The sequence below is a fragment of the Kluyvera ascorbata ATCC 33433 genome (genome assembly GCF_000735365.1).
Lineage (GTDB): Bacteria > Pseudomonadota > Gammaproteobacteria > Enterobacterales > Enterobacteriaceae > Kluyvera > Kluyvera ascorbata.
Genome location: NZ_JMPL01000026.1, coordinates 17,789 through 36,475, shown reverse-complemented (window position 1 = coordinate 36,475; position 18,687 = coordinate 17,789). Strand labels below are relative to the sequence as shown.

The 18,687-nt window shown below is 52.5% G+C and carries 17 protein-coding genes; 15 read left to right on the top strand and 2 right to left on the bottom strand.

Annotated elements, in window-relative coordinates; translation table 11 throughout:
- Nucleotides 1–115 precede the first annotated feature (115 nt).
- Together ravA and viaA are read left to right on the top strand one after the other, a co-directional pair.
- Nucleotides 116–1,612 carry an ATPase RavA gene (ravA, locus tag GKAS_RS09070; RefSeq protein WP_035893638.1) on the top strand — a complete coding sequence of 499 codons (1,497 nt, stop codon included), beginning with the start codon at nt 116–118 and terminating at the stop codon, nt 1,610–1,612.
- Complete coding sequence (gene viaA, locus GKAS_RS09065; protein WP_035893636.1) at nt 1,612–3,063, top strand: ATPase RavA stimulator ViaA; 1,452 nt, start codon at nt 1,612–1,614, stop codon at nt 3,061–3,063. The genes ravA and viaA overlap by 1 nt, the downstream gene beginning before the upstream one ends.
- Nucleotides 3,064–3,071: 8 nt before the next feature.
- On the opposite strand, the gene asnA is transcribed toward viaA, so the two are convergent.
- The gene (gene asnA / locus GKAS_RS09060) at nt 3,072–4,064 is read right to left on the bottom strand and encodes an aspartate--ammonia ligase (RefSeq protein WP_035893633.1); all 993 of its coding nucleotides are present in this window, start codon (nt 4,062–4,064) and stop codon (nt 3,072–3,074) included.
- A 151-nt stretch (nt 4,065–4,215) separates the two neighbouring features.
- Between asnA and asnC the strand changes: the two genes are divergently transcribed.
- The 13 genes from asnC (at nt 4,216) to GKAS_RS08995 (ending at nt 15,708) form a co-directional block, all read left to right on the top strand.
- Nucleotides 4,216–4,674, top strand: a complete 459-nt coding sequence (gene asnC, locus GKAS_RS09055) for a transcriptional regulator AsnC (RefSeq protein WP_035893632.1) — start codon at nt 4,216–4,218, stop codon at nt 4,672–4,674.
- An 88-nt stretch (nt 4,675–4,762) separates the two neighbouring features.
- Nucleotides 4,763–5,212, top strand: a complete 450-nt coding sequence (mioC, locus tag GKAS_RS09050) for an FMN-binding protein MioC (RefSeq protein ID WP_035893631.1) — start codon at nt 4,763–4,765, stop codon at nt 5,210–5,212.
- A gap of 373 nt (nt 5,213–5,585) precedes the next feature.
- Nucleotides 5,586–7,475 (top strand): tRNA uridine-5-carboxymethylaminomethyl(34) synthesis enzyme MnmG, encoded by a 1,890-nt coding sequence (gene mnmG, locus GKAS_RS09045; RefSeq protein ID WP_035893629.1) that lies wholly within the window; start codon nt 5,586–5,588, stop codon nt 7,473–7,475.
- A 103-nt stretch (nt 7,476–7,578) separates the two neighbouring features.
- Complete coding sequence (gene rsmG, locus GKAS_RS09040; RefSeq protein ID WP_035893627.1) at nt 7,579–8,202, top strand: 16S rRNA (guanine(527)-N(7))-methyltransferase RsmG; 624 nt, start codon at nt 7,579–7,581, stop codon at nt 8,200–8,202.
- 614 nt (nt 8,203–8,816) lie between these two features.
- Nucleotides 8,817–9,197 carry a F0F1 ATP synthase subunit I gene (gene atpI, locus GKAS_RS09035; protein ID WP_035893625.1) on the top strand — a complete coding sequence of 127 codons (381 nt, stop codon included), beginning with the start codon at nt 8,817–8,819 and terminating at the stop codon, nt 9,195–9,197.
- A gap of 8 nt (nt 9,198–9,205) precedes the next feature.
- Nucleotides 9,206–10,021, top strand: coding sequence for a F0F1 ATP synthase subunit A (gene atpB / locus GKAS_RS09030; RefSeq protein WP_035893623.1), 816 nt, complete (start codon nt 9,206–9,208; stop codon nt 10,019–10,021).
- Nucleotides 10,022–10,067: 46 nt separating this feature from the next.
- Nucleotides 10,068–10,307 (top strand): F0F1 ATP synthase subunit C, encoded by a 240-nt coding sequence (atpE, locus tag GKAS_RS09025; RefSeq protein WP_000429386.1) that lies wholly within the window; start codon nt 10,068–10,070, stop codon nt 10,305–10,307.
- A 66-nt stretch (nt 10,308–10,373) separates the two neighbouring features.
- Entirely contained in the window at nt 10,374–10,844 is a 471-nt protein-coding gene (gene atpF, locus GKAS_RS09020; protein WP_035893620.1) for a F0F1 ATP synthase subunit B, read from the top strand.
- Nucleotides 10,845–10,858: 14 nt separating this feature from the next.
- The gene (gene atpH, locus GKAS_RS09015; protein WP_035893618.1) at nt 10,859–11,392 is read left to right on the top strand and encodes a F0F1 ATP synthase subunit delta; all 534 of its coding nucleotides are present in this window, start codon (nt 10,859–10,861) and stop codon (nt 11,390–11,392) included.
- Nucleotides 11,393–11,404: 12 nt separating this feature from the next.
- Complete coding sequence (atpA, locus tag GKAS_RS09010; protein WP_035893616.1) at nt 11,405–12,946, top strand: F0F1 ATP synthase subunit alpha; 1,542 nt, start codon at nt 11,405–11,407, stop codon at nt 12,944–12,946.
- Nucleotides 12,947–12,995: 49 nt separating this feature from the next.
- Nucleotides 12,996–13,859, top strand: coding sequence for a F0F1 ATP synthase subunit gamma (gene atpG / locus GKAS_RS09005; protein ID WP_035893615.1), 864 nt, complete (start codon nt 12,996–12,998; stop codon nt 13,857–13,859).
- Between the two features lie 26 nt (nt 13,860–13,885).
- A complete protein-coding gene (gene atpD, locus GKAS_RS09000) occupies nt 13,886–15,268 on the top strand; it encodes a F0F1 ATP synthase subunit beta (protein WP_035893613.1) in 1,383 nt (460 codons plus the stop codon).
- 20 nt (nt 15,269–15,288) lie between these two features.
- On the top strand, nt 15,289–15,708 hold the full coding sequence (locus GKAS_RS08995; RefSeq protein WP_035893612.1) for a F0F1 ATP synthase subunit epsilon: 420 nt from the start codon (nt 15,289–15,291) through the stop codon (nt 15,706–15,708).
- Nucleotides 15,709–16,226: 518 nt separating this feature from the next.
- Here GKAS_RS08995 and GKAS_RS08990 read toward each other — a convergent pair.
- Complete coding sequence (locus GKAS_RS08990) at nt 16,227–18,404, bottom strand: right-handed parallel beta-helix repeat-containing protein (RefSeq protein ID WP_035893610.1); 2,178 nt, start codon at nt 18,402–18,404, stop codon at nt 16,227–16,229.
- Nucleotides 18,405–18,687: the final 283 nt, after the last annotated feature.

Genomic DNA, 18,687 nt, shown 5'->3' with positions numbered 1-18,687 from the left:
CATCTTAACCTGCCTCAAGAAATAGCGAGGTACTATTCAGGCTATTCACCTAAAGAGTTATACGTCTATACTCAGCCAGTTAGCAGAATAAACGGTGAAAGGACGCAACTTAATTATGGCGCAACCACATTTATTAGCAGAAAGAATTTCGCGCCTGAGCAGCGCGCTGGAGAAAGGCCTTTTTGAGCGTAGCCACGCCATGCGGCTGTGCCTGCTGGCGGCCCTGAGCGGTGAGAGCGTGTTTTTACTCGGCCCTCCCGGCATCGCCAAAAGCCTGATAGCCCGCCGCCTGAAGTTTGCCTTCCAGCACGCCCGCGCCTTTGAATACCTGATGACCCGTTTCTCTACGCCGGAAGAGGTATTCGGCCCGCTCTCTATTCAGGCCTTAAAAGATGAAGGGCGCTATGAGCGTCTGACCGCTGGCTACTTACCGGAAGCGGAAATCGTCTTTCTTGATGAGATCTGGAAAGCTGGCCCGGCGATTCTGAACACCCTATTGACCGCCATCAACGAGCGTCACTTCCGTAACGGCGCCAGCGTCGAAAAAATCCCAATGCGCCTGCTGGTGACTGCCTCCAATGAACTGCCGGAAGCGGAAAGCAGCCTCGAGGCGCTGTACGACCGTATGCTGATTCGCCTGTGGCTCGATAAAGTGCAGGATAAAGGCAATTTCCGCTCGATGTTGATTAGCCAGCAGGACGAGAACGACAACCCGATTCCAGCCAACCTTCAGGTCACTGATGAAGAGTGCTTCCAGTGGCAGAAGGATATCGGCAATGTGAAGCTGCCGGATGCGGTGTTTGAACTGATCTTCACCCTGCGCCAGCAGCTCGATAACCTGCCGAATGCGCCTTACGTTTCCGACCGTCGCTGGAAAAAGGCGATCCGCCTGCTTCAGGCCAGCGCCTTCTTTAGCGGCCGCGATACGATCGCGCCAATCGATCTGATCCTCTTAAAAGAGTGTCTCTGGCATGATGCAGAGAGCCGAAATCTGCTGCAACAACAAATAGATATTTTGATGACCGGGCACGCATGGCAGCAACAGGCCATGCTCAACAAGCTGGGCGCTATCACCCAGCAGCGTCTGCAAATTCAGCAGCAGCAAAGCGACAAAACGGCGCTCAAGGTGACGCGTCTGGGCGGTATGTTCAGCCGCAAACCGCACTACGAGCTGCTACCTGAGGTGCAGTCGCCTACGGTCACGCTGCTGCTGCAAAAACCGCTCAAGCTGCACGATATCGAGGTTATTCACATCACCTTTGAACGTCAGGCGCTGGCCAACTGGCTGGAGAAAAGCGGTGAAATCCGCGGCAAGCTCAACGGCATCGGCTTTGCGCTGGCGCTGAATATGGAAGTCGATGCCAGTCAGCACCTGGTGGTGCGCGATGTCAGCCTTCAGGGAACACGTTTATCACTGCCCGGAACGGGAACGACGGAGAATATGCCGGCGGAAATCCGCCAGCAGCTGCTCGCGCTGGATGAAGAGTGGCACCAGCAGCACAACCGCTTTAGCGAACAACAAAAATGCCTCTTTATTAATGAAGAGTGGCTCGGCCGTATTGAAGCCAGCCTGCAGGATGTGGCCGCGCAAATTAAGCAGGCACAGCTTTAATGCTGACTATCGATACGCTCAACGTCATGCTGGCGGTCAGCGAAGAGGGGATGATCGAAGAGATGATCATCGCCCTGCTGGCCTCGCCGCAGTTGGCTATCTTTTTTGAAAAGTTTCCTCGTTTAAAAACGGCCATCACCGACGATCTTCCCCGCTGGCGCGAGACCTTTAAAGGCCGCCTGAAAGGGGCGCCGGTTCCGCCAGAGCTGGAAGAAGAGGTTATCTGCTATCAGCAGAGCCAGCTTCTCTCCACCGCACAGTTTATCGTCCAACTGCCGCAGATTCTGGCGCTGCTGACACGTTTGCGGTCACCGTTCGCCGCCCAGGCTCAGCAGTTGGTTGCCAACAACGCCACCTTTACCCCCGCGCTGCACACCCTGTTCCTGCAACGCTGGCGCCTGAGCCTGGTCGTTCAGGTGACGTCGCTTAATCAACAAATGCTGGAAGAAGAGCGCGAACAGCTGTTGAGCGAAGTACAGGAGCGCATGACCTTGAGCGGCCAGCTGGAGCCAGTGCTGGTGGAAAACGACAGCGCAGGCGGGCGGCTATGGGACATGAGTGCCGGACAGCTCAAGCGTGCCGACTATCAGCTAATCGTCAAATACGGCGAGTTTCTCAGCCAGCAGCCGGAACTGATGCGCCTGGCGGAGCAGCTTGGCCGTTCCCGCGAAGCGAAATCGGTGCCGAAGAAAGATGCGCCAATGGAGACCTTCCGCACCATGGTGCGCGAACCCTCGACCGTACCAGAGCAGGTCGATGGCATTCAGCAAAGCGACGATATCCTGCGCCTGCTACCGCCGGAGCTGGCAACGCTGGGAATGACCGAGCTGGAGTATGAATTTTACCGTCGGCTGGTGGAGAAGCAGCTGCTGACCTATCGGCTGCATGGCGATGCCTGGCGTGAAAAGGTCACCGAGCGCCCGGTGGTTCATCAGGATGAGGATGAACAGCCTCGCGGCCCGTTCGTCGTATGCGTGGATACCTCTGGCTCAATGGGCGGCTTCAACGAGCAGTGCGCCAAAGCGTTTTGCCTTGCGCTGATGCGCGTGGCGCTGGCGGATAACCGACGCTGCTACATCATGCTGTTCTCAACGGAAGTCGTGCGCTACGAACTGACGGACCGTCAGGGGTTGGAGCAGGCGATCCGCTTTTTAAGCCAGCGCTTTCGCGGCGGTACCGATATGGCGAGCTGCCTACGTGCGGTTATCGAGCAGCTGCAAAACCCGCAGTGGCAGGATGCCGACGCGGTAGTCATTTCCGATTTTATCGCACAGCGGCTGCCGGATGAGGTGGTGAAGAAGGTAGGGGATCTGCAGCACAAATATCAGCACCGTTTTCATGCGGTGGCGATGTCTGCACATGGAAAACCCGGGATCATGCGCATCTTCGATCATATCTGGCGCTTTGATACCGGGTTGAGAAGCCGCCTGCTAAGACGCTGGCAGCGTTGATTTAAGCATTACAGCAGAGCAGAGACGCTCTCACGAACCTGTGCTGGCCATACGCCGCACTGCACCTGCCCGATATGGGAGAGCTGCAGCAACAGCATCGTCAAACGAGACTGACCAATGCCGCCGCCGATAGTCTGCGGCATTTCACCGCGCAGCAGCGCCTGATGCCATTCCAGCTTCAGACGATCTTCGTCACCGGTTAACGCCAGCTGATGCTTCAGCGCTTTGGCATCGACGCGGATCCCCATAGAGGAAAGCTCGAAGGCATCTTCCAGTACCGGGTTCCACACCAGAATATCGCCGTTCAGACCAGAGAGGCCGGACGCCGTTGGCGTGCTCCAGTCGTCATAGTCCGGCGCACGAACGTCGTGGCGCTCGCCATCAGAAAGTTTACCGCCGATACCCATCAGGAAGACCGCGCCCAGCTCTTTAGCAATCGCGCGCTCACGGCCTTTCGCATCGAGGCCCGGGTAGCGGCTCAGCAGCGTTTCGCTATGAACAAAGTGGATCTGTTCTGGCAGGAACGGTGTCAGACCAAATTCTTTGCTCACGGCAATTTCAGTTTCTTTAATACCCGCCCAGATTGCCTTCACGGTGCTTTCCAGCGTGCCCGCATGGCGCTCTTCATCACCCATTACGCGTTCCCAGTCCCACTGGTCAACGTAGACAGAGTGAATGGCGGTGAGTCGGTCTTCATCGGGGCGAAGGGCCTTCATGTGCGTGTACAGCCCTTCGCCCGCGCTGAAGTCGTGTTGTCCCAGGGTTTGACGTTTCCACTTCGCAAGGGAATGAACCACTTCGAACTGGGCTTCTGGCAGTGTTTTCACTTTCACCTGAACCGCTTTCTCGCAACCAGACAGGTTGTCCTGTGTCCCATCTCCCACGCGGCTTAAGATCGGCGCCTGAACTTCTACGAGCCCTAGCTTCTCTTCCAGCTGACGGGAAAAATAGGATTTAACGAAACTAATCTGGCGTTGTTTTGCGATGTATGCGGTTTTCATTATTTTTACTCCTGCGTCCTGTTGGTATTGATTAAGCAACAAAACCGGGCACCAATTCAATAATCAAACAATAAAAAGCCTAACACACTTTTGATTCAATAAAATAACAGGCTAAAATAGAGTGAATCATCAATCTTCATAAGAAAAAGCTATGGAAAATTATCAAATCGACAATCTGGATCGCGGCATCCTTGAGGCGCTGATGGCCAATGCCCGTACCGCCTATGCCGAACTGGCCAAACAGTTCGCCGTAAGCCCTGGCACTATTCATGTTCGCGTAGAGAAGATGAAGCAGGCGGGCATTATTACCGGCGCGCACGTCGACGTGAGCCCTAAGCAGCTGGGTTATGACGTGGGCTGCTTTATCGGCATCATTCTGAAGAGCGCGAAGGATTACCCTTCAGCACTAGCAAGGCTGGAAAGCCTGGATGAAGTGACCGAGGCGTATTACACCACCGGGCACTACAGCATCTTTATTAAAGTCATGTGTAAATCCATCGATGCCCTGCAGCAGGTACTTATCAACAAGATCCAAACAATTGATGAAATTCAGTCCACGGAAACCTTGATCGTCCTGCAAAACCCGATAATGCGTACCATCAAGCCCTGATCGTTTTTTTTAATCCCACATTTTTCCACAGGTAGATCCCAGCTCGTTCACAGCGTACAATGCGCCTTCTATATAAAGGTGGGCGAGCATGGCAGACATTACTCTTATCAGCGGCAGCACGCTTGGCAGTGCGGAATATGTAGCAGAGCATCTGGCTGAAAAACTGGAAGATGCCGGTTTTACCAGCGAAATGCTGCACGGACCGATGCTTGATGAAGTGCCAACTGAAGGGATCTGGCTGGTTATCAGTTCTACGCACGGTGCCGGAGACATTCCTGACAACCTGCTGCCTTTATATGAAGCGTTACGTGAGCAAAAACCGGATCTCTCCCAGGTTCGCTTCGGCGCAATCGGGATTGGCAGCCGCGAATACGACACGTTTTGCGGCGCGATCGACAAGCTGGATGCCGAACTGAAGGCCTGCGGGGCCAAACAGATTGGCGAAACGCTGAAGATCAACGTACTCGAACATGAGATTCCTGAAGATCCGGCCGAAATTTGGCTGGGATCGTGGCATCTTTTGCTCAGAGATTTGTAAAGATCGGAATTTATTGTGTGGATAACTCTGGTTAAAAGCTTGGATCAACCGGTAGTTATCCAAAGAATAACTTCTGTCTGGTTTTTGACCTGTGCATAACCCTTCGTTTTGATCCCAGCTTATACTGACCAGGATCACCGATCATTCACAGCTAACGATCCTTCTTAAACGGTTGATCTTAAAATCCGGATCGGACTTATCCACAAAGGTTGGCGATCCTAATAAGAGATCACAATAGAACAGATCTCTAAATAAAAAGATCTTCTTTTTAATACCCAAGATCCGAACCCTTTCTCCATCGACTAAAGTTGAGTAGAATCCACGGCCCGGGCTTCAATCCATTTTCAAACCGCTTTACGCGAGGCAAACCACCATGTTTTATCAGGATCCTTTTGACGTCATCATCATTGGCGGGGGTCATGCAGGCACTGAGGCCGCGATGGCCGCAGCGCGAATGGGTCAACAGACCCTGCTTTTGACACACAATATCGACACGTTGGGGCAGATGAGCTGCAACCCGGCGATTGGCGGCATTGGGAAAGGACACCTGGTAAAAGAAGTGGATGCCCTTGGCGGCCTGATGGCTACAGCGATCGACCAGGCTGGCATTCAGTTTAGGATACTAAACGCCAGCAAAGGCCCGGCCGTTCGCGCTACTCGTGCACAGGCGGATCGCGTGCTCTATCGTCAGGCGGTACGCACCGCGCTGGAGAACCAACCGAACCTGATGATCTTCCAGCAGGCGGTTGAAGATCTGATTGTTGAGAACGATCGCGTCGTTGGCGCCGTGACCCAAATGGGTCTCAAATTCCGCGCTAAAGCGGTGGTGCTCACCGTAGGGACATTCCTTGACGGTAAAATTCATATTGGTCTGGATAACTACAGCGGTGGCCGTGCTGGCGATCCGCCGTCTATCCCGCTGTCTCGCCGTTTGCGTGAACTGCCGCTGCGCGTTAGTCGCCTGAAGACCGGTACGCCGCCGCGTATCGACGCGCGCACCATCGACTTTAGCGTCCTTGGTCAGCAAAACAGTGATAATCCACTGCCGGTCTTCTCCTTCCTGGGGAACGCCTCTCAGCACCCTCGTCAGATGCCGTGCTACGTCACGCATACCAACGAGAAAACACACGAGGTGATCCGCAATAACCTCGATCGCAGCCCAATGTACGCTGGCGTGATCGAAGGGATCGGCCCACGTTACTGTCCATCGATCGAAGATAAAGTGATGCGCTTTGCCGATCGTAACCAGCATCAGGTCTTCCTGGAGCCGGAAGGACTGACGTCCAACGAAATTTATCCAAACGGCATCTCCACCAGCCTGCCGTTTGACGTGCAGATGCAAATTGTCCGTTCCATGCAAGGGATGGAAAACGCGCGGATCGTTCGCCCTGGCTACGCCATTGAGTACGATTTCTTCGACCCGCGCGATCTGAAACTCACGCTGGAAAGCAAATTCATCCACGGTCTGTTCTTTGCTGGTCAAATCAACGGCACCACGGGCTACGAAGAAGCTGCCGCTCAGGGCATGCTGGCCGGACTTAACGCCGCTCGTCTGGCTGCCGACAAAGAAGGCTGGGCGCCGCGTCGCGATCAGGCTTACCTCGGCGTGCTGGTGGACGACCTCTGCACGCTTGGTACCAAAGAACCGTACCGCATGTTTACCTCCCGCGCGGAGTATCGCTTGATGCTGCGTGAAGATAACGCCGATCTGCGTCTGACCGAAATCGGCCGTGAGCTGGGAATGGTGGATGACGTTCGTTGGGCTCGCTTCAACGAGAAGCTGGAGAACATCGAGCGTGAACGTCAGCGCCTGAAATCCACCTGGATTACACCGTCATCTGAGTCTGCAGCCGAAGTGAATGCTCACCTGAGTGCGCCACTGACCCGCGAAGCCAGCGGCGAAGATCTGCTGCGTCGTCCGGAAATGACCTACGAACAGCTGACCGCTCTGACCCCGTTTACGCCAATGCTGGAAGACGCGCAGGCGGCAGAACAGGTAGAAATTCAGGTCAAATACGAAGGTTATATCGCTCGTCAGCAGGATGAAATCGAGAAACAGCAGCGCAACGAAAACACCTTGCTGCCTGCTACGCTGGACTATCGCCAGGTTAATGGCCTGTCCAACGAAGTGATCGCCAAACTCAACGATCACAAACCGGTCTCGATAGGCCAGGCATCTCGTATTTCCGGGATCACGCCAGCGGCAATCTCCATTCTGCTGGTATGGCTCAAAAAACAAGGTCTGCTGCGCCGCAGCGCTTAATGCACCGAACATTGCCCGGTGGCGCTACGCTGACCGGGCCTACAACCTAAGCCGGATAAGGCGAAGCCGTCATCCGGCATATTATCGCTAACAGGTATTCGCCGTGCTCAACAAACTCTCTCGACTGCTGAATGAAGCAGGAATTTCCCTCTCCGATCACCAGAAAAACCAGCTTGTGGCCTACGTGGATATGCTGCACAAGTGGAATAAAGCCTACAACCTGACCTCCGTACGAGACCCTAACGAGATGCTGGTTCGCCATATTCTCGACAGTATTGTGGTCGCGCCATCGCTTGAGGGTGAACGCTTTATCGATGTGGGTACGGGTCCAGGTCTGCCGGGTATTCCACTGTCGATTGTGCGCCCTGATGCCCACTTCACTCTGCTGGATAGCCTGGGCAAACGCGTCCGCTTTCTGCGCCAGGTGCAGCACGAGTTAGCGCTGACTAACATCACACCGGTGCAGAGCCGCGTTGAAGATTTTCCGGCTGAACCGCCGTTTGACGGTGTGATTAGCCGTGCTTTTGCCTCACTGACCGACATGGTGACCTGGTGTCATCATCTTCCTGGTGAAGCTGGGCGCTTTTACGCATTGAAGGGACAACTGCCGGAAGAGGAAATCGCCCAACTTCCAGCGCCGTTTAGCGTTGAGAGCGTGGTGCCGTTAAAAGTTCCTCAGCTGGAAGGGGAGCGTCATTTGGTTATTATTACAGCAAATAAAATTTAATTTTTATCAAAAAAAGTAGAGAAAAAGTGGGGGCTCTGGTGTTAACAAATGCGCGACAATTAGCGCCAGTGACCTGCTATATTTAACCAGCAATTAACTTTACTTTATCTTCATCTTAACGCGGCTTTTTTTGTTAAGACTTAAAATAGTCAACATGGAAAATATCAGTCTGCTAAAAGTCAGCCCGTTCGTCTTTTTGTCATGTTAATAAATTATTATAAATGTCAATGAATGGTTTTTGTTCTGTATCGCGGTGTTTTTAAAAGAGTGGGCGAATTAAGTCTTAGATATCAGAATGATGGGCGTATCCGTTTTGCTACAATGATTTATGCGTTTTGCTCGAAAATGTTTAATATGTGATCTCGTGCACGCTTTGTAGCCACTATTTTCGGTGTATTTGCAGTTTTGTACGATCGTTCACACTTTGGCGAAAAGTAGAAAAATAGCGCGAATGAAAAATAATTAAATATTTATTCACGTTTTGGCTACTTATTGTTTGAAATCACGGGGTGTCACCGTATAATTTGACCGCTTTTTGATGCTTGACTCAGAGCATTAAAGAACGTTTTATACGACACGCGGCATACCTCAAAGGGAGCAGGAGTACAAACGTGATGTCTATGTCGTTCGTGAGTCGCAATGTTGCTCGAAAGCTTCTGTTCATTCAGCTTCTGGCAGTGATAGCAAGTGGATTGCTGTTCAGCCTTAAAGACCCCTTCTGGGGCATCTCCGCCGCGTGTGGAGGCCTGGCAGTGTTACTGCCTAATATATTGTTTATGATTTTTGCCTGGCGTCACCAGGTACATACACCCGCTAAAGGCCGAGTGGCCTGGACGTTCGCCTTCGGGGAAGCGTTCAAAGTGCTTGCGATGCTGGTGTTACTGGTCGTGGCGTTGGCGGTTTTTAAGGCGGTATTCTTACCGCTGATCGTTACATGGATTTTGGTGCTAGTGGTTCAAATACTGGCGCCCGCTGTAATTAACAACAAAGGGTAAAAGGCATCATGGCTTCTGAAAATATGACGCCGCAGGAATACATAGGACACCATCTGAATAACCTTCAGCTGGACCTGCGTACTTTCTCGCTGGTAGATCCGCATAACCCCCCAGCCACCTTCTGGACGCTCAATATTGACTCCATGTTCTTCTCGGTGGTGCTGGGTCTGTTGTTCCTGCTTACGTTCCGTAGCGTTGCCAAAAAAGCAACCAGCGGCGTACCGGGTAAATTTCAGACCGCGATTGAGCTGGTAATCGGCTTCGTTCATGGCAGTGTCAAAGACATGTACCATGGCAAAAGCAAGGTTATTGCTCCGCTTGCCCTGACGATCTTCGTCTGGGTCTTCCTGATGAACCTGATGGACTTACTGCCTATCGACCTGCTGCCGTATATTGCTGAGCATATACTGGGTCTGCCGGCGCTGCGCGTGGTTCCGTCTGCGGACGTAAACATTACCCTGTCTATGGCACTGGGCGTGTTTATCCTGATTCTGTTCTACAGCATCAAAATGAAAGGCATCGGTGGCTTCACTAAAGAGCTGACACTGCAGCCGTTCAATCACTGGGCATTTATTCCTGTCAACTTAATCCTTGAAGGGGTAAGCCTGCTGTCCAAACCGGTATCTCTCGGTCTGCGACTTTTCGGCAACATGTATGCCGGTGAGCTGATTTTCATTCTGATTGCTGGTCTGTTGCCGTGGTGGTCACAGTGGATTCTGAATGTGCCGTGGGCCATTTTCCACATCCTGATCATTACGCTGCAAGCCTTCATCTTCATGGTTCTGACGATCGTCTATCTGTCGATGGCGTCTGAAGAGCATTAATTTACCAACACTACTACGTTTTAACTGAAACAAACTGGAGACTGTCATGGAAAACCTGAATATGGATCTGCTGTACATGGCTGCCGCTGTGATGATGGGTCTGGCGGCAATCGGTGCTGCGATCGGTATCGGCATCCTCGGGGGCAAATTCCTGGAAGGCGCAGCGCGTCAACCGGATCTGATTCCTCTGCTGCGTACTCAGTTCTTTATCGTTATGGGTCTGGTGGATGCTATCCCTATGATCGCTGTAGGTCTGGGTCTGTACGTGATGTTCGCTGTCGCGTAGTAAGCGTTGCTTTGAATTAAGTAAGAGCAATATCAGAACGTTAACTAGATAAAGAGGCATTGTGCTGTGAATCTTAACGCAACAATCCTCGGCCAGGCCATCGCGTTTGTCCTCTTCGTTCTGTTCTGCATGAAGTACGTATGGCCGCCTTTAATGGCAGCCATCGAAAAGCGTCAAAAAGAAATTGCTGACGGCCTTTCTTCTGCAGAACGAGCTAAAAAGGATTTGGACCTTGCACAGGCCAATGCGACCGACCAGCTGAAAAAAGCGAAAGCGGAAGCCCAGGTAATCATCGAGCAAGCGAACAAACGTCGCTCTCAGATCCTGGACGAAGCCAAAACTGAAGCAGAGCAGGAACGTAACAAAATCGTGGCACAGGCTCAGGCAGAAATTGATGCTGAGCGTAAACGTGCCCGCGAAGAGCTGCGTAAGCAAGTTGCTATCCTGGCTGTTGCTGGCGCCGAGAAGATCATCGAACGTTCCGTGGATGAAGCTGCTAACAGCGACATCGTGGACAAACTTGTCGCTGAACTGTAAGGAGGGAGGGGCTGATGTCTGAATTTGTTACGGTAGCTCGCCCCTACGCCAAAGCAGCTTTTGACTTTGCCGTCGAACACAAAAGCGTAGATCGCTGGCAGGACATGCTGGCGTTTGCCGCCGAAGTGACGAAGAACGAACAAATGGCAGAGCTTCTGTCTGGTGCGCTGGCACCGGAAACGCTCTCTAAGTCGTTTATCGCAGTATGCGGTGAGCAACTGGACGAAAACGGCCAGAACCTGATTAAGGTTATGGCTGAAAATGGTCGTCTTAAAGTGCTCCCGGATGTTCTCGAGCAGTTCATTCATCTGCGCGCCGCGAGTGAAGCTACCTCTGAGGTAGAAGTCATCTCCGCTAATGCGCTGAATGAAGAACAGCTTGCGAAAATCAGCGCCGCGATGGAAAAGCGTCTGTCACGCAAAGTTAAGCTGAATTGCAAAATCGATAAGTCTGTAATGGCGGGCGTTATCATCCGTGCGGGTGATATGGTCATTGATGGCAGCGTACGCGGCCGTCTTGAGCGCCTTGCAGACGTCTTGCAGTCTTAAGGGGACTGGAGCATGCAACTGAATTCCACCGAAATCAGCGAACTGATCAAGCAGCGCATTGCTCAGTTCAGTGTTGTGAGTGAAGCTCACAACGAAGGTACTATTGTTTCTGTAAGTGACGGTGTTATCCGCATCCACGGCCTGGCCGATTGTATGCAGGGTGAAATGATTTCCCTGCCGGGTAACCGTTACGCTATCGCACTGAACCTGGAGCGCGACTCCGTAGGTGCTGTAGTAATGGGTCCGTATGCTGACCTTGCCGAAGGCATGACCGTCAAGTGTACTGGTCGTATCCTGGAAGTTCCGGTTGGCCGTGGCCTGCTGGGCCGTGTGGTTAACACCCTGGGTGCACCAATCGATGGTAAAGGCGCGCTGGACAACGACGGCTTCTCCGCCGTTGAAGCTATCGCACCAGGCGTAATCGAACGTCAGTCCGTTGATCAGCCAGTTCAGACTGGTTATAAATCCGTTGATGCCATGATCCCAATCGGTCGTGGTCAGCGTGAACTGATCATCGGCGACCGTCAGACCGGTAAAACCGCGCTGGCAATCGACGCCATCATCAACCAACGTGATTCCGGCATCAAGTGCGTATACGTTGCTATCGGCCAGAAAGCGTCCACCATTTCTAACGTGGTACGTAAACTGGAAGAACACGGCGCGCTGGCTAACACCATCGTTGTTGTGGCAACCGCGTCTGAATCCGCTGCACTGCAATACCTGGCACCATATGCCGGTTGCGCAATGGGCGAATACTTCCGCGACCGCGGCGAAGATGCGCTGATCATTTACGATGACCTGTCCAAACAGGCTGTCGCATACCGTCAGATCTCCCTGCTGCTTCGTCGTCCACCAGGACGTGAAGCATTCCCGGGCGACGTATTCTACCTCCACTCCCGTCTGCTGGAGCGTGCTGCGCGTGTTAACGCCGAATACGTTGAAGCCTTCACCAAAGGTGAAGTGAAAGGGAAAACCGGTTCACTGACCGCTCTGCCGATTATTGAAACCCAAGCGGGTGACGTTTCTGCGTTCGTTCCGACCAACGTAATTTCCATTACCGATGGTCAGATCTTCCTGGAAACCAACCTGTTCAACGCCGGTATTCGTCCTGCGGTTAACCCGGGTATCTCCGTATCCCGTGTTGGTGGTGCAGCTCAGACCAAGATCATGAAAAAACTGTCCGGTGGTATCCGTACCGCTCTGGCACAGTATCGTGAACTGGCAGCGTTCTCCCAGTTCGCATCTGACCTTGACGATGCAACCCGTAAGCAGCTGGACCATGGTCAGAAAGTAACTGAACTGCTGAAACAGAAACAGTATGCGCCGATGTCAGTCGCGCAGCAGTCTCTGGTTCTGTTCGCGGCAGAACGTGGTTATCTGGCGGATGTAGAACTGGCGAAAATCGGTAGCTTCGAAGCCGCTCTGCTGGCTTACGTTGACCGTGATCACGCTCCGTTGATGCAAGAGATCAACCAGTCCGGTGGCTATAACGACGAAATCGAAGGCAAGCTGAAAGGCATCCTCGATTCCTTCAAAGCAACCCAATCCTGGTAAAGTCTGACGGCCTGTCTTAGGGCAGGCCGTAGGCATTGAGGAGAAGCTCATGGCCGGCGCAAAAGAGATACGTAGTAAGATCGCAAGCGTCCAGAACACGCAAAAGATCACTAAAGCGATGGAGATGGTCGCCGCTTCCAAAATGCGTAAATCGCAGGATCGCATGGCGGCCAGCCGTCCTTATGCAGATACCATGCGCAAAGTGATTGGTCACCTTGCGAACGGTAATCTGGAATATAAGCACCCATACCTGGAAGAACGCGACGTTAAGCGCGTGGGCTACCTGGTGGTGTCTACCGACCGTGGTCTGTGCGGTGGCTTGAACATTAACCTGTTCAAGAAACTGCTGGCGGATATGAAGGCATGGACCGAAAAAGGCGTTCAGTGCGACCTCGCAATGATCGGCTCTAAAGGTGTGTCCTTCTTTAATTCCGTAGGTGGCAACATTGTCGCTCAGGTAACCGGTATGGGCGATAAACCTGCCCTGTCCGAACTTATCGGTCCGGTAAAAGTGATGTTGCAAGCCTACGACGAAGGTCGTCTGGACAAGCTTTATATTGTCAGCAACAAATTTATTAACACCATGTCTCAGGTGCCGACGATCACCCAACTGCTGCCGTTACCGGCTTCAGAAGATGATGATCTGAAACGTAAAACCTGGGATTACCTGTACGAACCCGATCCGAAAGCGCTGCTGGATACCCTCCTGCGTCGCTATGTCGAATCTCAGGTCTATCAGGGCGTGGTAGAAAACCTGGCCAGCGAGCAGGCCGCACGTATGGTGGCGATGAAAGCCGCGACCGACAATGGCGGCAGCCTGATTAAAGAGCTGCAGTTGGTATACAACAAAGCTCGACAGGCCAGCATTACTCAGGAACTCACCGAGATCGTCGGTGGTGCATCCGCGGTATAACCAGGTTAATTCGTAGAGGATTCAAGATGGCTACTGGAAAAATTGTCCAGGTAATCGGCGCCGTAGTTGACGTCGAATTCCCTCAGGATGCCGTACCGCGCGTGTACGAAGCTCTTGAGGTGCAGAATGGTAATGAAGTTCTGGTGCTGGAAGTTCAGCAGCAGCTCGGCGGCGGTATCGTACGTACCATCGCTATGGGTTCTTCCGACGGTCTGCGTCGCGGTCTGGATGTTAAAGATCTCGAGCACCCAATCGAAGTTCCGGTAGGTAAAGCAACACTGGGTCGTATCATGAACGTACTGGGTCAGCCAGTAGACATGAAAGGCGACATCGGTGAAGAAGAGCGTTGGGCTATCCACCGCGCTGCACCTTCCTACGAAGAGCTGTCTAGCTCTCAGGAATTGCTGGAAACCGGTATCAAAGTTATCGACCTGATGTGTCCGTTCGCTAAGGGCGGTAAAGTCGGTCTGTTCGGTGGTGCGGGTGTTGGTAAAACCGTAAACATGATGGAGCTGATCCGTAACATCGCGATCGAGCACTCCGGTTACTCCGTGTTTGCGGGCGTAGGTGAACGTACTCGTGAGGGTAACGACTTCTACCACGAAATGACCGACTCCAACGTTATCGATAAAGTATCCCTGGTATATGGCCAGATGAACGAGCCACCGGGAAACCGTCTGCGCGTTGCTCTGACCGGTCTGACCATGGCTGAGAAATTCCGTGACGAAGGTCGTGACGTACTGCTGTTCGTCGATAACATCTATCGTTACACCCTGGCCGGTACTGAAGTATCTGCACTGCTGGGTCGTATGCCTTCAGCGGTAGGTTACCAGCCGACTCTGGCGGAAGAGATGGGCGTTCTGCAGGAACGTATCACCTCCACCAAGACCGGTTCTATCACCTCCGTACAGGCGGTATACGTACCTGCGGATGACTTAACTGACCCATCTCCAGCAACTACCTTTGCTCACTTAGATGCAACCGTAGTACTGAGTCGTCAGATCGCTTCCCTGGGTATCTACCCTGCGGTTGACCCGCTGGACTCCACCAGCCGTCAGCTGGATCCGCTGGTTGTTGGTCAGGAACACTACGACACCGCGCGTGGCGTTCAGTCCATTCTGCAGCGTTATCAGGAACTGAAAGACATCATCGCCATCCTGGGTATGGATGAACTGTCTGAAGAAGACAAACTGGTGGTAGCACGCGCACGTAAAATTCAGCGCTTCCTGTCCCAGCCGTTCTTCGTAGCAGAAGTATTCACCGGTTCTCCGGGCAAATACGTTTCGCTGAAAGACACCATCCGTGGCTTTAAAGGCATCATGGACGGCGAATACGATCACCTGCCGGAGCAGGCGTTCTACATGGTCGGTTCCATTGACGAAGCAGTGGAAAAAGCCAAAAAACTTTAACGCCTTAATCGGAGGGTGATATGGCAATGACTTACCACCTGGACGTCGTCAGCGCAGAGCAACAAATGTTCTCTGGTCTGGTCGAGAAAATCCAGGTAACGGGTAGCGAAGGTGAGCTGGGTATTTACCCGGGCCACGCCCCGCTGCTCACCGCCATTAAGCCTGGTATGATTCGCATCGTTAAACAGCACGGTCACGAAGAGTTTATCTATCTGTCCGGCGGCATTCTTGAAGTGCAGTCTGGCAGCGTGACCGTTCTGGCTGATACCGCAATTCGCGGTCAGGACCTCGACGAAGCGCGCGCGATTGAAGCGAAGCGTAAGGCTGAAGAGCACATTAAGAGCTCTCATGGTGACGTGGATTACGCTCAGGCGTCTGCGGAACTGGCCAAAGCTATCGCTAAACTGCGCGTTATCGAGTTGACCAAAAAAGCGATGTAACACCGGCTTGAAAGTCCAAAAGCCAGCCTGGTTTCCAGGCTGGCTTTTTTTATGTCTTGTTTTAATTTAAATGAAACTGAAAAGGTATTTTAAATATTTTGTGATTTGAATCACAAAAATGTTGATCGATAAAAATGGGAGGAGTAGACTTCTTTTTGTGACATGAGTCACAGAAAACACCACTACTATCGCAGGATTAAAATCATGAAACTGATCAACAAAATCATCGCCCTTTTCAGCGCTATGAACATCTCTTTCGGTACTTTCAACCAGTAAGGTTGATGACCGCACTGGCCGCCTCACCTGTAGGTCAGATGCCGTTCTGTTAAGCGCTGTACCGCTAACGAAAACCACAACACATGCGGTGTAAACAGAACCAAAAATGAAGAAGGTCGCCTCACGGCGACCTTTGTATTTTGTAGGCCGGAGAATTTCCCGGAGTCGGTGCTAGCGCACCTCGTCCGGGCTACCCAATCATGTAGCCCGACCAAGCGAAGCACCGCCGGGGAAGTGGTTTCTCAATCCTTAGCCAGGAAATTCCCGGTATCAAAACTCCCGTCCGCATTGCGTTTCAGCGGCTGCGGTAATGACAGCGACTGGAAATCTTCCGCGCGCAGTTCCTTCCCTTCCGTATTGACGCTTTTTCCCTTCTCGATGAAGTAGTTGGTGGCATCAACGTTCCCCACTACCGCATCGTCATATTTCCCCGGCTGGCTGCGCAGCGAAATGTTGTCGCTGAACACGCCCTGAGTTTCGGCATCCCCGTACGGGCTTGGGCGGAAGATAAAGTTGAAGCGCTGGTTATCTACGGCAACGTTATTCACCACCACCAGCCTGCCTGGGTTGAAGTTATCGGTGAAACCATCGAGATGGTTGCCAATAGCAATGCTATTGCGGATTTCGTGGGCCACCGGCTGGCCTTCGCCACCGAGCTTGAAGCCGTTGCTGGTGTTATTGCGGGCAATCGAGTTCTCAATCACCACCACGCCGTTGGCGCCATCTTCAATCTTGTTGAACAGATCGAAACCGTCGTCGATGTTATCGTGGGAATAGCACCCTTCCAGGCGGTTACCTTCGCCCACGCGCATCTTCACCGCAAAACCGTCGGCGTTGATCTTACCCGGATCTTCATTACTGTAAGACTCTGAGTTCACCACGCGGTTATGGCTTGCCCAGAGCGGGCGACCGATCTTATCGGCGGAAGAGATCTGAATCCCGGTATCGTCGTTGTGATAGGCCGTGACGTTTTCGATAAGGTTATGGCTTCCCTGAATACGCAGGCTCTTGTCGGTGATATCGATACCACGAATCGTCCAGTAGTGACCGTCCAGCAACATACCGTGGATAACCGCTTTACCGTTGGCTTCCAGCGTTTTACGTCCATTCTCAAGTCCGCTTGCGGAGAGTGGGATATCCGTTTTTGCATAGTCGCCTGCTGCCAGCACCACTTTACCGCCCGGTGGCACAAGCGCGATGGCGGTGGTTAAATCCAGAGGCGCTTCTGCCGTGCCTTTGGCATCGGCTTTACCATTTGCAGCGGCGTACAGCGTGCTGTTTGCCGCAGCTTTGTGCTGGCTGACGGTAAGCTCCTGCTCAACCGGCGAACGATCGCTGCCGCTGGTGGGGGTAAATGTAATCTGGAAGCTGTTATTGTCTTTAAGCGTGGTTGGCAGGGTAAACATCTCGCCGGCTTTCACCGGTTTATTCTCCCCGATCACCACTTCGTTCTGGCGCACTGAGAACAGACCATCGTAGTTAGCTCGCGCCTGTAAGGTGTAGTTTGGCCCGGCGCTCTGACTGCCGGATGCGAGCTGCATCACCACCGGCCAGGATTTTGCTATAAACGGCTTCGAAGCGACGGTCTGGGCTGTCGACGTGGTCAGCGAGGCATCACTCACGGTGATTTTCGCGTTACGGGAGGCAAAGAAACCTACGTAGTACTGCTTTTTATCCTGAACCGAAATCAGATCGGCATTCGGTACCTGTTGAGTTATCCACTCTTCGCTGCCAACCGGCGCCCAGGCGGTAATAAAGCCCTCGTTGGTTCGCTCGAGCTTAAGGCGGAAGGCCGGAGACTCTCGCAGGTCAACGCCTTCCTTGTAGCTTACCTTTTTAATCTCAGAGCCCGCATTACCCCACGGTTGGGTGATGCCGTTGCGCGAGATAGCCTGTAGCTTCACGCGATAATCGTCTTTTTTATCCTGGGTCATAATGGCGTTCATCACCATATTCGATGCCGCAGGAAACTCTTCATAACCCTCTTTCAACGGTTCCTGGCGAGGAATGCCAATAATGTCGCGCACGAGTAGTCCAGCACCTTCCTGGGCCGCAGGTTTTGCCCCATTCTCCGGGCCAAACTGATCGACGGTTACCGTGGCGGAGAGAACAAAATTCTCATCGCTCGGCAGCGCGGTGTAGAAAAAGGTCAGACCGTCATGTGAGTTGGCAATCTTACCGCCACGGCTTTCAATGGTGATAGGTTTGCTGAGTGAGGCAATCTGCTCTGATGTCAGTGTTTTACCGTCAATCGTCACGTTGTTAACTCCCACTTTCTCCGGCAACACGTTAGAGGAGAAGTTGAGATCAGTGGATTGTCCAAAAGCGATCGCCTTCCATTGCTGGGGCGCCTGGGCGTGTGCCGAAAGAGAGAGTGCTGCGCTACAAAGCGTCAGAGCCAGAGGTATTTTCTTTTTCATATCATCTTCCTGAATGGTTGAGCGCCGTAATTATCAACAAATCAAAACGCTGTTTCTTTTTTGTTCGTCACAATAATGAGTAAATAAAACGGTGTTTTAAATTACGGGTTTCTTTATTCAGGTATCAAAAAAACAATATAAGCAGAGAGATAGCGCGCTATCTGGCGATTGAGCCGAATTCTTACAAGACAAACGCGTTTGATATGGACGAAAATAAGGGAAGAAAATCAGTTCGAAAGGGGATGTTGAACGTTTTATCATCAAGCCATTTCATGGCGAAAAA

Excerpts from the sequence above, each read along its gene's own strand:
- ravA (WP_035893638.1), top strand. The coding sequence starts at position 116 with ATGGCGCAACCACATTTATTAGCAGAAAGAATTTCGCGCCTGAGCAGC.
- viaA (WP_035893636.1), top strand. The coding sequence starts at position 1,612 with ATGCTGACTATCGATACGCTCAACGTCATGCTGGCGGTCAGCGAAGAG.
- asnA (WP_035893633.1), bottom strand. The coding sequence starts at position 4,064 with ATGAAAACCGCATACATCGCAAAACAACGCCAGATTAGTTTCGTTAAA.
- asnC (WP_035893632.1), top strand. The coding sequence starts at position 4,216 with ATGGAAAATTATCAAATCGACAATCTGGATCGCGGCATCCTTGAGGCG.
- mioC (WP_035893631.1), top strand. The coding sequence starts at position 4,763 with ATGGCAGACATTACTCTTATCAGCGGCAGCACGCTTGGCAGTGCGGAA.
- mnmG (WP_035893629.1), top strand. The coding sequence starts at position 5,586 with ATGTTTTATCAGGATCCTTTTGACGTCATCATCATTGGCGGGGGTCAT.
- atpI (WP_035893625.1), top strand. The coding sequence starts at position 8,817 with ATGTCTATGTCGTTCGTGAGTCGCAATGTTGCTCGAAAGCTTCTGTTC.
- atpB (WP_035893623.1), top strand. The coding sequence starts at position 9,206 with ATGGCTTCTGAAAATATGACGCCGCAGGAATACATAGGACACCATCTG.
- atpE (WP_000429386.1), top strand. The coding sequence starts at position 10,068 with ATGGAAAACCTGAATATGGATCTGCTGTACATGGCTGCCGCTGTGATG.
- atpH (WP_035893618.1), top strand. The coding sequence starts at position 10,859 with ATGTCTGAATTTGTTACGGTAGCTCGCCCCTACGCCAAAGCAGCTTTT.
- atpA (WP_035893616.1), top strand. The coding sequence starts at position 11,405 with ATGCAACTGAATTCCACCGAAATCAGCGAACTGATCAAGCAGCGCATT.
- atpG (WP_035893615.1), top strand. The coding sequence starts at position 12,996 with ATGGCCGGCGCAAAAGAGATACGTAGTAAGATCGCAAGCGTCCAGAAC.
- atpD (WP_035893613.1), top strand. The coding sequence starts at position 13,886 with ATGGCTACTGGAAAAATTGTCCAGGTAATCGGCGCCGTAGTTGACGTC.
- GKAS_RS08995 (WP_035893612.1), top strand. The coding sequence starts at position 15,289 with ATGGCAATGACTTACCACCTGGACGTCGTCAGCGCAGAGCAACAAATG.
- GKAS_RS08990 (WP_035893610.1), bottom strand. The coding sequence starts at position 18,404 with ATGAAAAAGAAAATACCTCTGGCTCTGACGCTTTGTAGCGCAGCACTC.